The sequence below is a fragment of the Vibrio profundum genome, assembly GCF_050337555.1.
Classification (GTDB): Bacteria; Pseudomonadota; Gammaproteobacteria; order Enterobacterales; family Vibrionaceae; genus Vibrio; species Vibrio profundum.
Genome location: NZ_JAKJTA010000027.1, coordinates 12607 through 26778, shown reverse-complemented (window position 1 = coordinate 26778; position 14172 = coordinate 12607). Strand labels below are relative to the sequence as shown.

Below are 14172 nucleotides of genomic sequence, written 5' to 3'. Positions count from 1 at the left end.
TTTTGCGAGACATCGGTCTAATTGTGAGGTGTCTATTTACTGGCTACCTATTTGCTTGCAGCTTACTCTAATAAATCCATCGATATAGCTTAAAGGGTAGCTTCTATCGTGCTGAAAGGGATAAAGTTTAGTTGAAACTATCATATTATTGGCCTTGAACACGCCGCGAGTGTACGTATATGCACGACTAAGCAAAAATGGGGCCGAGCAACAATGGATGAGAATATAGAATCACACTATCGCGAGGAAATGTGACGCAACTTATCTAACTTACCTATCTAGCATCTCTAACCTAACTATCTAGCCAATGTAACCAAAGCTCGGGGTGATCTAACCAAGTTTCAGGGAGAATCTCGTTTTGCCGTGCGCTGATTTGTTTCGCTTGTTCAAAGAGTTTGCCTCGTATTATGACAGCGACATTCAAAAGAATGCAGTAGCAGTGCACGTTATCGAGTGATTGGTTACGTACGAGGGTTGAAGCCGCGAGACTGTTTGTTTGGTTCATCGCGGGGGATTCGCTGAGCTTGTCTTGGAATGTGAAGACAAGCTCGGTTACTTTTCGCCCAATTCGGATGGTGTCGAAATGACACTTAAAGCTAGCGTGGGCATTGATTTCATTGAGGGACGGTGCGAGGACAAACCGCGAAAAATCGGCGAAGTTGCTTAGTTTGTTGTTCGGAAGGCATAAAGAATCGCGAATTTCATTGATGTTGACGCGGTACTGAGATTGCCCAGAAAAATAACGATTGGCTAATGGCTGATATAGCGCGTTGGAGTATTTACCGCTGAAATAAGCTTGCAGAAGAATTTGTTCAAGGTATTTCGGGTGCTGAAATATACGCTGGCATAGGGGTGAAAATTGATAACTAAACCGATCGCCTGCCAAGTATACAATTTGAAACAGCGGTGTTAGCCCCCAGTAGTGTTCACCTTCTTCATGCCAGGATACTTCAACACTCACTTCCCCTAGGGTGACGAACGTTTCGCGTAGCGTATTAGCGCTAGGAACCCCTTCAAATAGTTCGGAGAGTTCTTGGTGTTTAACGAGGTAAGTGCTATCTAGAGCGTCTGTATTGAATGCTTTGAGTAGTAGATAGTTGAATAGCCTGCGCGCTTTTAGGCGTAGGTTATTACCGTGATTTACTTTGAGATCAAGTTTGGTTGTAAAAGATGGTTCAGGTGCTGGCATTAATTATTGCGAATGTTAATCAGGTAATGTTCGTAATATACACATTAATATTCGTCGCGCAATTTCTCTAGGTCGAGTACACCAGTTTCAATATCTAGCTCGGCACATACAGAACACTAACTTATCACACTAACGGACAGTACTAACGAATAAGTACGAACGGACGCTAACGCATAGCCTTGAACGTACTGCTCATGTCATTTGATGTTGCTGGTTTGAAGACTTTGATTTTTCTAACTACTCTATTTATGAGATAGATCTCTTATTGAAGTAGAAGAAACACTGTTTTTGAGGGAAGAAGGGCGACTCTCTAAAGTTACATGAGCAGTTAGTTACATGAACGATGCACTACACGAACGATGTACAAGGGAAATGACATGCAAGGGTTTCATATTGGGTTACTTGGGCGATTGATGCTACCTAGCGTCTTGTGTTTTGTAGCTCTGATTGTCGGATTTTTGATTTATATTCCCTCTGTGATAAGAGATAACGCTGAGGTAGAGGCGGTCAGCTCTGCTCAGAAAACAGTAAACCAATTCAAACTGCTACGCGGATACTATGCTAAGAATGTGATTGGTCCAGTATTAAGAGGGTCAAACCTTAAACCATCAATTAATCATGCCAACGATGACAAGGCAGTCCCTCTTCCTGCCACTATGATCCATGATGTCAGCCAGTTACTCGCCAAGAGCGGTGCTAACAGCATACAGTTGTCCTTATACAGTCGTTATCCATTCCCCAATCGTAAATCTCGCCAGCTGGATGAATTTCAAAAACGAGCGTGGGACACATTGAATAGCAACCCTAAAGAAGTCGTGAGTACAACGGAAGTCAGAAATGGTCAAACTTGGATGCGGGTTGCAATCGCCGATACCATGGCCAATCAGAGTTGTGTTAACTGTCATAATCGCCACCCTGAAACACCTAAAAATGATTGGAAGCTTGGTGACGTGCGTGGTGTGTTAGAAGTTACCACACAGATTGAAGACAACTTAATCCAAGGCTCTATTATTAGCTATAAAATTGTTGGGGCGCTGGCCGTTGCGAGTATTATTATCATTTTCTTTATGGTGCTGACCTATCGCACCACTATTCGTCGTAAATTGGTTGCCGTCAGTTCGGCCCTTGAGGATATTGCCGGAGGAGAGGGCGATCTGACGCAAAGGCTAACAGTTGAAGGAAAAAATGAAATTAGTGATATTGCGGTTCAGTTCAACAAGTTTGTGGACAGACTGCATAGTATGATGACGCAAATCATTTCCAATACGACTCAAGTTAATCAATCGGCTAGTGATATTGTCGATAATGCAAAATCGTCTTCGGATAAATTGTCTGAACAGATTCGAGCGACTGAACAGGTAGCTCAATCAATCGAAGACGTTACCCATAGCTCTCAAGAAATTGCTTCTGGCGCAGGTTTGTCGGTCGAGCATGTCACCAATGTAGACAAAAGTACTCATCAAGTGAAAGAGAAAGTGGACATCACTTCGCAATCAATTTCACAGTTATCTACCGATCTAGAAGAAGCATCCGAGCTATCGGTTCGCTTAGCCAGTGAAAGTGAGAAAATTGGTTCCGTGCTGGAAGTTATCCAAACTATTGCAGAACAGACTAATTTACTGGCTCTTAATGCGGCAATTGAGGCCGCTCGGGCAGGTGAGCAAGGTCGAGGCTTTGCTGTGGTAGCTGATGAAGTACGTGCTCTAGCAAGCCGAACTCAACAATCTACAGAAGAAATACGAGATATTATTGAGAAAGTGCAAAGCGGGACCAGTGAAACGGTTCAAGCCATGGAAAAAGGGTGTAGCCGTGCCAGTGATAGTGCTCTCTTAGTACAAGAGGCCGGCGCGCTACTGATACCGATTACCGAATCTACAGAAGAAATAAGCAATATGAGCCACAGAATATCAGCGGCTTCGGTTGAGCAAAACAATGTATCGTCGGAGATTAAAGATGCGATGCAGAATATTATTGTTATGTCGGGGCAGTCGGATCAGTCTTCGCAGCAAATCTTGGCAAAAGCTCAGCAGCTCTCAGAACAATCGGAATTCTTATTGAATACCCTAAAACAATTCAAGTTGTAACCCACCGGCTAAGAATTAAGAGCCCTACCGGGCTCTTATTTTTTGGATGTTTTATCCCTCAAACCCAGAAACACCTAATGGCGCGCCCAGACCCGTCACTAAATCGTAACCTGGTTGTGCATATTCATGTAACTTGTTCGATCCTGAAGTGACATCATACCAACTAGAAGCAGGGGCACTGTAGATTTTCTCTAACATTTGGTAAGACGTTAGGTTAGAAGAGACGTCGGCGTTAGCAATGATAGCGGCTAGGATTGGCGCAGCAGCACTTGTACCACCAACAACCTGCCATCCGCTGCTGGTGTATACTGACACGCCACTTGCAGGGTCAGCATCGGCAGATAAATCTGGTGTGCCTCTCATGCCATTGAGCATGCTATGAACTTTGGCGTTATTAATTTGGTACTGTGGTTCATATTCATAAGAACTGGCTCCGCCATTACCGCCCCAATTAGAATAAGTATCATAGCTCCACGCAACTTGGCTACCATCAGAAAGTATCTTGGTACCTCCTGCTGCAATAACGTTTGGCGACGTTGCTGGGTAGCCTGATTGACCTCCATCGTCACCCGTAGATGCGACATATACAGTTGGATTATCAAAGTAGCTGTCCTTTGAGCTGTCGCTACGTGAATCTTGACCACTCCAACTCATAGAAACAACCCCGCCACCATTGCTTTCTACGATTTGGGTTGCCACATTGACCGCATCAAACATATCGTTAAAACTGGCTGTTGCCGCTTCGACCAAAACGACTTTGGCCGCTGGAGCCATAGCGTGCGCCATTTGCACATCCAGATCAGCCTCACCAGCCCATCCAGCGTTTGCTTGAGGCTTGGTGCCTGATGCATAAACTACAGAAAAATCCGCTTCAGGAAGATCAAATGTTTGCGAATAATGACTTAATTTCGCTGCCGCGTTGACGTCATGATAAGCGTCAACGATGGCGATTGTCTTCCCCGCGCCACTTGGTGTGATTTGATAAACAGCATGTAGTTTACTCGGGCTCACACCTTGTGGGGATGCTGTATTGGCACCTGCTAAAGGAGCCACATATAAAGTGTTGGTATGTGCCATTTGTTCCGCAGGAGAGCTGCTGGCTGTCAGTGCCTGTGGCGAAACAGGCGTTTCATTTGTGCTAGGGCTAAATACACGTAAGCCATTGACTTCTTTGTATGTACCGTAAGCGAAAATAGATTGTTGATCCGATTGTGATTTAGATTGTGATGTTGTGTGGTCTGCAGCAAATGTATTAAAGCATGTAACAGTTAACGCAATACTAATGCTGACATTAATCGGTGACCTTTTCATTTAATATACTCCTGAGTAAATTATTTGTTCGTATCTAATAAATATTCAATTTGATCGCAGATATTTGAATCATATATCGAAATAAAGGAATTTTTATTCGTTCAACCTAAATTCGAGGATTCTACATATGGCTTAATTAATAGATAAATAAAGGCCGAAGCACTGATTTGGCTAGCTAATGAAAAGTTAACATCGCCATTATTTACCTATAGATGGTGGTGTTATTCTATTTCCATCTATAACGTATTCTTAATTAAGTACTGAAATCTAGATAAATAGAACACATAATTACAACAACGTCTTTCAAAAACTAAACAGACTATCTTATATGCAACAAGAGTCGCACTTGTTGATGAAATTACAGCCTAATTTTTCCAATCGACAGAGTGAGTTTGGGGGTAAGCTTCGTTTCCATTGCTTCACGATTGCTCTAAAAAAGTGGTCAAACGTTATTGTGGAAAGTATTCCTTATCAAAATTATTATTCACTGAATGCATTCGTTATTTAAATCAATTCGTTCTTGAAAGCAATTTGTTCTTGAAAGCAATATTTATTGAAACTAATGCGTTATTGAAATCAATCCGTTATTGAAACCAAGCAAACTCTGCCGTTACGTGATAGCTACACAACTAGAGGAATTACGCTAGTGGTCGATCAATTACGAGAAGTGAGTTTTATTACTCGCATTTTGCTTTGATTCAGATCATGATAGCCGCCTTTTGTTTATTATTACGAGAAACCCATTTTCATTCTCGTGATGTGTGGAGGAGTATCTATGAGTTTTTTAAACCTGATGTTGAGCTTTTTAGCGATTGGCTTGGTTGGTGGGTTTCAGTTTGGGCTAATGGGAATTGGGACTGGATTGCTTGCTCTGCCGATATTGCTGTATTTGTTGCCTTTAATGGGGATCTCTCCTGATTTGGTGGCCAGTGTTTCTATTGCAACGGTGTCTGCGACGTTGGCCCTGACGTCTGTTTCCGCAGTGGTGAGTCATCTGCGCTATAAAACGATTCATTGGTCTTTGGTGCGTAAACTGGCGCCAATGGGCATTGTTGGGATCTTCAGTGGTGTCGCGCTCAATGCTTATTTGCCCGTAGAGATAAGCCGTAAGGTATTGGCATCTTTGATTATTCTAATCGCGGTGAAAATGCTATTGGAAACCTGCCGTTCTGAGGAAGCTGATAAGCGTCGGCCTCTACCCAATTACCTTCACGGAGCGGCATGGGGATTAGGGGTGTTTACTGGCATGGTGGGCATCGCAAATCTTGTTTTATTGCCTTTTTACAACCACTACTTAGGTATGAAGAAGGCGATTGGCACTGCGATGGCGTCGTCTTTGTTGTTTCTTACGGTGACTTGTTTGATTTATGTGGTGTTGGGTGCTTATCGCGGCGTTGGCGCACAAAACCCATATCTAATTGGCTATATGGATTGGCCCGCAGTGTTGGCGATGGCGTCTGCGGCGTTATTGAGCGCTCCATTAGGGGTTAAGCTAAGCCATAAACTGCCTGTGGCAAAATTGAAAATTGCCGTCTCCTTGATGATTTTGGTTGTCGCATTGAAACTGTTTTTTTCTGCCTAACGGGTGCATCAGGAACGGGTGACAAATTAAAATCAGCCGCCAGAAGAGGACATCCCTTGTTCTCGGTTGACGGGGCAAGGTTGCAGTTGGCAATGTTTAGAAAGTGCTTGTTTGCTCGTCGGTGTGGTTAACTCTAAAACACTACTCTGAATATCTTGGTTATGCGGTGCTATAAGAGCGGCACATTGAATAGCTTTAATTGATTCTAGGGTGCAGCCTTGCGCCTTTAATACAAAAGCGTAGTTGTTCCAAAGCTGCGCGTATGTGGCAGTTTGGGGCCGGCCACTCACTTGTGGGATGTCGCGAGTACTCAATTGAGCTAGATCCTTAATGTGAGTTAGCCCGCTCACCAAGGCTTGCTCAGATTGTTTTAGCTCATTTTTCTGATATAGGGTATTGGCTAGTGCCAGCCATAGCAAAGGCTCTTGCGGCCATTTTATAAGCGCCGTTCGATAGGCGAGAAGTGCAACATCTGGGTGAGTTTTGCTAAGATCATGGACGGCTTTGGTATACGAAAATGGATTGGCGGTTATCGGGATTTGATTTGGTTTAGCGGCGACCATCGCCCAATAGCGAGCCCTAGACCATGTGGCTTGGAAGGTTGAGATTGGGATAACATGGCGCTTTATTTCTCCCGATCTAAGCATCACGGTTTTGGCGTCTAAGTCATAACCAACAACGACAGCAAAGTGCCATTGTGGGAACCAACTGAACCCGAGATTTTGCATTACTAAGACAGATGTCCCATTGGCGATTTCAGTGAAAATTGCGCTGAGTTTACCTTCTAATAAGTAAGGAACCCGCTGATATCGTCGGGTGGTGGCGATTAAATCAATGGCTAATGTTCCTTGCCTCTTAGGCAGGTAGACATAAGGTTTTAGATCATTTGGAGAAGTAATTACGTCAGATTGGGTGAGTATGGTTGCCAGTGCCGCTGGACCACATTGATAGCGGTCTTGTGGAAAAAAGGGCGTGCTAATCAACTCAACTTTGTTGGGGAGTGGGGTGTCGCCGTGAAGGGTGTTGTAGTGGGGTGTTTGATGACTACAACCCGCTGTTAGCGTCAAGATCAATACGTAGAAGGTTCCTCGAATATAATCAAAGCGAGCCGCTATCAAGTAATTGGCCTAACAAATGGGAAAACGTCCGTCGCGCCTAAGGCGTCGGTAATCACGAAGACAATAAAGATGATCAATAGCGTGCCGACAATTCCTTCTCCAGCCGGTAATTCATCAATCTTTTTGTTGAGCATGGCAATTTCGACGTCACTCATGTGACGAATCCTTTCGGCGGCTAAGTCGGCATCAAGACCATAATGAACTAACTGTTGCTGTAATTGTTTGTTTTTAAGAGCGGAGAGTAGGTAAGCGCGATCAATCTGGGTTTGCTCCGCTTGCAGTGCCTGAGGGGTCGTGATCATGGCAGATTGCGCAAAGGAAATTGGCATCATCGCCATGAATGTGGTGATGAGTGCGGTTAGGGCTCTGTTCGGCTTTCTCATTATTGTCTCCTTGCGCTTACCTTGAAAGGTTTACAGATCTTGGAGCCAAACCAAAATTGTGTCGTTTATTGCTGAGATCTAGGTAAGTATAGGAAAGAAAGCTCACACGGCAACGTCAGTTTCCTCAGAACTCGTTTGACGAAATTTTCACGTGTCTAGTGTTTCAATGCTCGCATTACTACCTTAACTTCAGTTCGAGACCATGAGACGATTCGCCCAACTTGCAATTATTACTACGACTTTAGTTATCACAGCCTGTACCAGCGATATGAATCTCTCCACTAAACCCAATGATGCCGACATAAAATTGTTCGATAGTCATAATCACCTGTTAAAGGAATCTCACGGTCAGATGGAATATAAATTAAAGCGTGGGGATGGGTATTGGAAAGGCGCGGATTACACTATGACGATTAGTGAACCGGGATATCAGACGCAAACAATAAAAATTGGTCATAAAGTCAGCTATTGGCGACTAGGTTTACCTGTTGTTCTAGGTGGGCCAGTTGGGGTCTTCATTGTACCGCCAACCACGGGCAGTATGTGGGTGCTTAAAACAGACGATGGCCAAAAACTAGGGAAAATGAACATCAAGTTAGAAAAGAGTGCCGTAGTACAAAGTTGAACTCAGGGCCACCGGCTCCCACATGCCTTACACAAAGAGTGATGTATAAGTTAGTGTCATGCTTTATATGAAACTTTCAATGGCTAGTCGCTAGTTGACTATCTTTCGCTATTTTGGTTGGGAGGAATGATCATTGTCTATACTGAATGGAAGCGACAGCATACAACGGAAACACTTATGCAAAACAAAAATGTTCATGGACTTTACAACCTAGAAGTGAAAGGACGGTTTATCATTACTACGGGTTATGGTGCGTGGAATATGGAATGCGCATTGATGTTTGGAGATGATATGAAGCGAATTATCGAGAGCTTCGATTCTCAACCTTGGGGTGGGATCCTTGATATTAGAAAGTGGGAATTAAGCCCTCCTGAGTGCTGGACAGAATTTAATGAACAGCGAGAATTCTGGATTACGCAAAATTACCAAGTAGAGGCGATTGTGTATAATTCTAAAGTGCAAGAGGGCGTTGCGAAAAAAAAACGCTATCGGCCTGGTGAATTAAATACTTTTGAGTTTGACGATTATGATGAAGCCTTTAGTTTCTGCACAAAAGAAGCAAAAAAACTGTCTATTCCAATCGGCTAGTTCGGGTTTTATTTTTAATCTTTGATTGTATTTAGACAAGCCTGACGTGCTTCTTCGTAATCGAAAAATGGCTGCATGATGTTACCCTCATTTAACCCTTGTTCTATAGCAAACTGTTGTATCTTTCTTGCAAAGACTACCGCAAATAACAGGCAATTGTGCTCCGTCATCCATGTGATTGTTTCATTGGCGCTATCCCAAGAATCCAGTGAAGCCATGTCCCAATGCCTGCCGTCAACTAAAACAGCCCAATGAGTCGTATCTCCTTCGGGTGTATTCGCTAACTGCCTTTTCATTTCTTCAGCCCAAGCCGAATTTGCTTCTCCGTTTGTAGCACCAACCATAGTAGAATACAAAACTCTCCCCTTAAATTTCATGCTCCATTGTCCATGCGCCTTCAATGTTGTCATGTGGCTTCCTCGTTAATTTGCTTTCACGGCTTCTAAGTAAGCCACCTTTGAGTTATTAAAAAGTATAGAACTGATTAAAGTGAAGGGAGTATCTTTGATTGGCATGAAAGGGCTCAACGGCAGGCTTTAACAGGGCTAAAAATCAAGAAATTTCCCAATAGAATCTATATGTGCAATGTCAGTTCAAGCGACATTTCGGTTAAGCCCGTTGTCGTTGTTGATGTTGGCTTAAAGCCAAATGATTGATAGAGCTTTTTCGCAGGGTTGTCCTCATAGACCTTTAAGAGCAGCTGAGTCGATTGATGGTTTTGAGCTTGCTCCAACACCCATCGTAAACACTGTTGACCAATGCCGAGGCCTTGATACGTGGTTTCAAGTTGCAGGTCGCGTAAGTAGGTGGTCGATTCGACGTGGTTGATGCGAACCACGCCAGCGATTTTCCCGTTAACTCGCACGTCAAAGTTCTCTAACTCATGCCAAGTTACAATATAGCGTTCTGGATCCCAAACAACGCTGTGTTTGGAGAAGTAGGGAGCCATGTTTGTGCGCGTTAATTTCTCAGCATATAAGGCATCAACTGAAGTGACTAGCTGTATATCCATATACGATACGGTCGTTCGTCGTTTACTTTACTTGATGTCACTTAGCAGGCTTCAAAGCCTTCAAAGTTTGGAGACGTTAGGTAAATTTCTTTGCTGCTGCGAGCGTTGGCATGCGCTTTACGAAATGCCTCCGACTTTGTCCAGTTTTCAAATGCTTCACGGGATGCCCAAGTTGAGTGGGAAGCAAACAGGGTATATTCCTCAGTACTTGCACCTTTGAGTAGGTTGAATTCTTTGAAACCTTCGACCGTATCTAGGTAGCTGTCTCGATTTTTCCATAGTTCGACGAATTCGTCTTCACAGCCAAGGCGAATTTTGAAACGGTTCATTGCGATATACATAAGGACCTCTGATTTAGTGTTTTGATCACCATCATACCGAAGCTTGTATGGCGTGCGCAGTAATGAACCGTGTGTTTGTGATCATGGATTGCTTCTTGATAGAGAATGAGTTTTGGGCGTTTGAGCCGTAATGACTGAAGGGTCGATATGGCTCTCATATTCTGTTTCCTTGTCTACAATTTAATAGAGAGAAAGAGGAGGCTGGCTGCAATGGAAGTCCCAAAAAGTCATCATGGTAATTTTACTATCGAGACTCAAGGTCAGATTGTGACGGTGAAAAGCTTTGGAGCTTGGAACCAGGAAACGGTCGATGAATTTTGTACAGAGTTGATGGAAGCATCTCGGCCTTTATATGCCAAGCCTTGGTGTATGATTATTGATATGCGTGAATGGGGATTATGCTCACCTGAGGCATGGTGTAAATTTGATGAGACGTTAAAAATATTTTTGGGTCACAAGCTGATTTATCAGGCGCTTATCGCAGGTTTATCGATTCAACAGTATTTGTTAGAGAACCAAAAAAGTCGCACTAAATCACCAATCTTAGTCGAATTTGTCGATTCAATGGAAGGGGCATTTATGGCATGTGAACGGCAGCTAAAGTTGATGAAAAGTGAGAAATAAAAAGAGTGGAAAAGGCATAGAGGACAAATGATGGAGTACCCTAAAAGTCAGCATGGCAATTATAAAATTAGAGTAGAAGGAAAGGTCCTGTTTATTAAAGGGATAGGCTCGTGGAACCAAGAAACCGTCAACCATTTTTGCGCTTCATTGCTTGAGCTTATCAAACCGATTAGTGACAAACCATGGTGTATGATTGTTGATCTTTTGGAGTGGGAACTGTGCGCACCAGATGCTTGGGATGACTTTGACCGAGTTTTGGGCATATTTTTAGATAATGGCCTTATTTTTCAGGCGATAATGACAGATACCATCATCGCGCACCATTTAATGGAGCGGCAAAAAGACCGAGCGCCTTCATTGTTGAAGACCGAATTTCACGAGTCAGAACAAGCCGCCATTGCGGCTTGCGAAAAGTATCTAAAATTGGCATGAGTACCAACTCATTAGGTATGATAAGCATATATTGTAATAAATAAAATCGTGGTGAGCTTTTAATTTTGGGATTCGGCCTAATATCTGTTATTGCGACGTAACAGAATCAAAAGGAAAGGCGATGACAAACGAATACATACCACCAAAAGTTTGGACGATGAAGGATGAGGAAGGCTCGCAATGGTCGAGCACTAACCGACCAGACTCCGGCGCGAGACACGAAAAAACGCTGCCGAAAGGTACACACCCATTTCAGCTACATTCCATGGGCACACCGAATGGGCAGAAAGTCACCATCATGTTTGAAGAGCTATTGGCATTAGGGGTCAAAGAAGCCGAATACGACGCTTATATGATTCATATCGGTGAAGGCGATCAATTCTCTTCTGGGTTTGTTGAAATCAATCCTAATTCAAAGATCCCAGCTTTAGTGGATTATTCTGACGGTGAGCCAGTACGGGTGTTTGAATCAGCCTCAATACTGGTGTATTTGGCTGAAAAATTTGGTCACTTTTTGCCAACAGAGGTAAAAACTCGCACTGAAACCATGAACTGGTTGTTTTGGTTACAAGGCTCAGCCCCTTATTTAGGTGGTGGTTTTGGTCATTTCTATTCTTATGCAGACGTGAAACAGGAATACCCAATTAATCGCTTTGCTATGGAAGTGAAGCGCCAACTGGATGTGTTGGATAAGCAATTAGCAGACAATGAATTTATCGCGGGCGATGAATACACCATCGCGGATATGGCCACTTGGCCTTGGTATGGCAACTTGGTATTGGGTCGTGCCTACGACGCGGCTGAGTTCTTAGATGTGGAAAGTTACCCGCATGTGCTTCGCTGGGCAAATGCCATTTTGGCCCGTAGTGCAGTGCAACGTGGCCGAATTGTTAATCGCCCCATCGGAGAAGAGTGGGAGCAGTTAGCTGAACGCCATTCAGCTGCAGATATCGATGCGGTGCTGGCAAAGAAGCCAGCTGAATAAGCATGTAAGCCGATTGCGGGATAGAATTTCGCGTATGGTTTAGCCATGGTTCAGTTATGGCTCAGTTACGGTTAACCAGATAACCGCGCCGTTTAAATGCGCCAAGGTGACACTGTCACACTGGCGCATTTTTTATTGTCTACATATTTTGATAGCTTGGTCCGCCGCCTCCTTCGGGGGGCAGCCAAGTGATGTTTTGCGATGGATCTTTGATGTCGCAGGTTTTGCAATGCAAGCAATTGGCCGCGTTGATTTGCAGTTGCTCTTGGTTATCAACCTGAACGATTTCATAGACGCCAGCAGGGCAATAGCGTTGGCTAGGTTCATCAAAGCGGGGCAGGTGATTGTTCACAGGAATACTGCTGTCAGTAAGCAATAAATGGCAGGGTTGATTCTCTTCATGCTGTGTACCGGACAAATATACTGAGGATGGCTTGTCGAAGCTCAGAACGCCATCAGGTTTAGGATAAGTTATTGGCTGGCATTGACTGGTTTCGTCCAGATAGTAATGGTCGGGTGTGGCGTCTGATAATGTCCATGGTACACGGCGCTTAATCAAGGGTGCCCAAACATTGTGTTCCAGAGTCGCTAATCCCCCGCCAATGAGGTTGCCATATTTATGAATGCCTGAGCTGAAGTTACGCGCGCTATCAAGTTCTTTATATAACCAAGAGGCTTTAAACAGACTTTGGTAATCGGGCTCTCTGTTGCTGGTGTTTCTCGTTTCGGCATTCAATTGTTGGAAAACGGCTTCAGCGGCCAATAAGCCTGATTTCATTGCCGTGTGGCTGCCTTTGATTTTGGCGGAATTCAAGGTGCCTGCATCGCAACCAATGAGCAGTCCACCGGGAAATTGCTGCTTGGGCAATGAAGATAAGCCGCCTTTTGCAATCGCTCGTGCACCATAGGCGATCCTTTGGCCACCTTTTAGGTGTTTAGCAAACGCGGGGTGGTGTTTAAGGCGCTGAAACTCATCAAATGGGCTTAGGTATGGGTTGTGGTAGTTCAAGTCGACAATTAACCCTACCGTAATTTGATGATTATCGCAGTGATAAAGAAAGCTTCCTCCGCTGCTGTTAGACTCGGTTAATGGCCAACCAGCGGCATGAATAACTTGTCCAGCGTTGTGATCACTATCTTCAGGCATTTGCCAAATCTCTTTCAACCCGAGCGCATAGTGCTGAGGTTGCCTGTCTTGATCGAGTTGGTAGTGCTTAATCAGTTCTTTGCCTAGATGGCCGCGAGCGCCTTCTGCGAAAATGGTGTATTTGGCTTTGAGTTCAATACCGGGCTCAAAACTCGCTTTTTGTTCCCCTGATTTGTCTAAGCCCATATCTGAGGTATTAATCCCTGTGACCGCGCCTTCGCTGTCATAGTTGATGCTTGCAGCCGCAAAGCCAGGGAAAATTTCTACGCCAAGCGATTCGGCTTGCTCGGCTAACCAGCGACATAAGTTGGCAAGGCTAATGATATGAGTTTGGGGTGAGTTGTGCATTGGCGCAGGGGTGAACAGATGCGGCACCCTAATATGGTTATGTTCGCCGACACAGTAAATAAATTCATCGTGCTTTACTGATGTGTGAATGGGCGCGTCTTTTTCACGCCAGTCTGGGAATAGCTCATCAAGCGCGGTGGTTTCAAACAATGCCCCTGATAAAATGTGTGCGCCGACTTCAGAGCCTTTTTCTACTACGCATATCGAGAGCTCGTTTTTCGGTTGCTGTTGGTTTAATTGCGCGAGTTGGCAAGCGGCAGCCAAACCCGCAGGCCCAGCACCGACAATCACTACATCAAATTCCATGCACTCTCTCGTTGTCATGTAAAACTTCTCTTACGTTTGTTAAATCTATGTTTAAATATAATCCAGTTGACGTAAACGTAAACTTCGCTAAGCTCAA

The 14172-nt window shown here is 44.1% G+C and carries 15 protein-coding genes; 7 read left to right on the top strand and 8 right to left on the bottom strand.

The features are described 5' to 3' along the window. Positions 1-292 precede the first annotated feature (292 nt). Positions 293-1189: a replication initiation protein gene (locus L4C34_RS18970; protein WP_428790894.1), complete on the bottom strand. Its 897-nt coding sequence runs from the start codon at positions 1187-1189 to the stop codon at positions 293-295. 377 nt (positions 1190-1566) lie between these two features. Here L4C34_RS18970 and L4C34_RS18965 point away from each other — a divergent pair, with 377 nt between their 5' ends. Continuing rightward, positions 1567-3273 carry a methyl-accepting chemotaxis protein gene (locus tag L4C34_RS18965; protein ID WP_428790893.1) on the top strand — a complete coding sequence of 569 codons (1707 nt, stop codon included), beginning with the start codon at positions 1567-1569 and terminating at the stop codon, positions 3271-3273. A 51-nt stretch (positions 3274-3324) separates the two neighbouring features. On the opposite strand, the gene L4C34_RS18960 is transcribed toward L4C34_RS18965, so the two are convergent. After that, positions 3325-4584, bottom strand: a complete 1260-nt coding sequence (locus L4C34_RS18960) for a S53 family peptidase (RefSeq protein ID WP_428790892.1) — start codon at positions 4582-4584, stop codon at positions 3325-3327. A 775-nt stretch (positions 4585-5359) separates the two neighbouring features. Between L4C34_RS18960 and L4C34_RS18955 the strand changes: the two genes are divergently transcribed. Further along, positions 5360-6166, top strand: coding sequence for a sulfite exporter TauE/SafE family protein (locus L4C34_RS18955; RefSeq protein WP_428790891.1), 807 nt, complete (start codon positions 5360-5362; stop codon positions 6164-6166). Positions 6167-6198: 32 nt separating this feature from the next. Here the strand turns inward: L4C34_RS18955 and L4C34_RS18950 are convergent, their stop codons facing one another. Together L4C34_RS18950 and L4C34_RS18945 are read right to left on the bottom strand one after the other, a co-directional pair. Continuing rightward, positions 6199-7284 carry a PA2778 family cysteine peptidase gene (locus tag L4C34_RS18950; protein ID WP_428790890.1) on the bottom strand — a complete coding sequence of 362 codons (1086 nt, stop codon included), beginning with the start codon at positions 7282-7284 and terminating at the stop codon, positions 6199-6201. Beyond that, on the bottom strand, positions 7281-7667 hold the full coding sequence (locus L4C34_RS18945; protein ID WP_428790889.1) for a DUF6627 family protein: 387 nt from the start codon (positions 7665-7667) through the stop codon (positions 7281-7283). Before L4C34_RS18945 ends, L4C34_RS18950 begins: the two co-directional genes overlap by 4 nt. 352 nt (positions 7668-8019) lie before the next feature. Here L4C34_RS18945 and L4C34_RS18940 point away from each other — a divergent pair, with 352 nt between their 5' ends. Both L4C34_RS18940 and L4C34_RS18935 read left to right on the top strand, forming a co-directional pair. Next, positions 8020-8292 carry a hypothetical protein gene (locus L4C34_RS18940; RefSeq protein WP_428790888.1) on the top strand — a complete coding sequence of 91 codons (273 nt, stop codon included), beginning with the start codon at positions 8020-8022 and terminating at the stop codon, positions 8290-8292. A 177-nt stretch (positions 8293-8469) separates the two neighbouring features. Then, complete coding sequence (locus L4C34_RS18935; protein WP_428790887.1) at positions 8470-8880, top strand: hypothetical protein; 411 nt, start codon at positions 8470-8472, stop codon at positions 8878-8880. A 14-nt stretch (positions 8881-8894) separates the two neighbouring features. On the opposite strand, the gene L4C34_RS18930 is transcribed toward L4C34_RS18935, so the two are convergent. The 3 genes from L4C34_RS18930 to hmuQ form a co-directional block, all read right to left on the bottom strand. Beyond that, on the bottom strand, positions 8895-9290 hold the full coding sequence (locus tag L4C34_RS18930) for a hypothetical protein (protein ID WP_428790886.1): 396 nt from the start codon (positions 9288-9290) through the stop codon (positions 8895-8897). Between the two features lie 164 nt (positions 9291-9454). Beyond that, positions 9455-9892: a GNAT family N-acetyltransferase gene (locus L4C34_RS18925; protein WP_428790885.1), complete on the bottom strand. Its 438-nt coding sequence runs from the start codon at positions 9890-9892 to the stop codon at positions 9455-9457. A 41-nt stretch (positions 9893-9933) separates the two neighbouring features. Beyond that, the gene (hmuQ, locus tag L4C34_RS18920; RefSeq protein ID WP_428790884.1) at positions 9934-10221 is read right to left on the bottom strand and encodes a heme-degrading protein HmuQ; all 288 of its coding nucleotides are present in this window, start codon (positions 10219-10221) and stop codon (positions 9934-9936) included. A 222-nt stretch (positions 10222-10443) separates the two neighbouring features. Between hmuQ and L4C34_RS18915 the strand changes: the two genes are divergently transcribed. The 3 genes from L4C34_RS18915 to yghU all read left to right on the top strand — a co-directional run bounded on the left by L4C34_RS18915 (position 10444) and on the right by yghU (position 12274). Next, a complete protein-coding gene (locus tag L4C34_RS18915; protein ID WP_428790883.1) occupies positions 10444-10857 on the top strand; it encodes a hypothetical protein in 414 nt (137 codons plus the stop codon). A gap of 27 nt (positions 10858-10884) precedes the next feature. Continuing rightward, complete coding sequence (locus tag L4C34_RS18910; protein ID WP_428790882.1) at positions 10885-11289, top strand: hypothetical protein; 405 nt, start codon at positions 10885-10887, stop codon at positions 11287-11289. A gap of 121 nt (positions 11290-11410) precedes the next feature. Then, positions 11411-12274 (top strand): glutathione-dependent disulfide-bond oxidoreductase, encoded by an 864-nt coding sequence (gene yghU, locus L4C34_RS18905; protein ID WP_428790881.1) that lies wholly within the window; start codon positions 11411-11413, stop codon positions 12272-12274. A 139-nt stretch (positions 12275-12413) separates the two neighbouring features. On the opposite strand, the gene L4C34_RS18900 is transcribed toward yghU, so the two are convergent. Further along, a complete protein-coding gene (locus L4C34_RS18900) occupies positions 12414-14075 on the bottom strand; it encodes an electron transfer flavoprotein-ubiquinone oxidoreductase (RefSeq protein ID WP_428790880.1) in 1662 nt (553 codons plus the stop codon). Positions 14076-14172 lie beyond the last annotated feature (97 nt).

What these genes read in the sequence shown, in the direction of transcription:
- L4C34_RS18935 (WP_428790887.1), top strand. Translation starts at nt 8,470, where the DNA reads ATGCAAAACAAAAATGTTCATGGACTTTACAACCTAGAAGTGAAAGGA.
- L4C34_RS18910 (WP_428790882.1), top strand. Translation starts at nt 10,885, where the DNA reads ATGATGGAGTACCCTAAAAGTCAGCATGGCAATTATAAAATTAGAGTA.
- L4C34_RS18955 (WP_428790891.1), top strand. Translation starts at nt 5,360, where the DNA reads ATGAGTTTTTTAAACCTGATGTTGAGCTTTTTAGCGATTGGCTTGGTT.
- L4C34_RS18925 (WP_428790885.1), bottom strand. Translation starts at nt 9,892, where the DNA reads ATGGATATACAGCTAGTCACTTCAGTTGATGCCTTATATGCTGAGAAA.
- yghU (WP_428790881.1), top strand. Translation starts at nt 11,411, where the DNA reads ATGACAAACGAATACATACCACCAAAAGTTTGGACGATGAAGGATGAG.
- L4C34_RS18915 (WP_428790883.1), top strand. Translation starts at nt 10,444, where the DNA reads ATGGAAGTCCCAAAAAGTCATCATGGTAATTTTACTATCGAGACTCAA.
- L4C34_RS18965 (WP_428790893.1), top strand. Translation starts at nt 1,567, where the DNA reads ATGCAAGGGTTTCATATTGGGTTACTTGGGCGATTGATGCTACCTAGC.
- L4C34_RS18960 (WP_428790892.1), bottom strand. Translation starts at nt 4,584, where the DNA reads ATGAAAAGGTCACCGATTAATGTCAGCATTAGTATTGCGTTAACTGTT.
- L4C34_RS18930 (WP_428790886.1), bottom strand. Translation starts at nt 9,290, where the DNA reads ATGACAACATTGAAGGCGCATGGACAATGGAGCATGAAATTTAAGGGG.
- L4C34_RS18970 (WP_428790894.1), bottom strand. Translation starts at nt 1,189, where the DNA reads ATGCCAGCACCTGAACCATCTTTTACAACCAAACTTGATCTCAAAGTA.
- L4C34_RS18940 (WP_428790888.1), top strand. Translation starts at nt 8,020, where the DNA reads ATGGAATATAAATTAAAGCGTGGGGATGGGTATTGGAAAGGCGCGGAT.
- L4C34_RS18945 (WP_428790889.1), bottom strand. Translation starts at nt 7,667, where the DNA reads ATGAGAAAGCCGAACAGAGCCCTAACCGCACTCATCACCACATTCATG.
- hmuQ (WP_428790884.1), bottom strand. Translation starts at nt 10,221, where the DNA reads ATGAACCGTTTCAAAATTCGCCTTGGCTGTGAAGACGAATTCGTCGAA.
- L4C34_RS18900 (WP_428790880.1), bottom strand. Translation starts at nt 14,075, where the DNA reads ATGGAATTTGATGTAGTGATTGTCGGTGCTGGGCCTGCGGGTTTGGCT.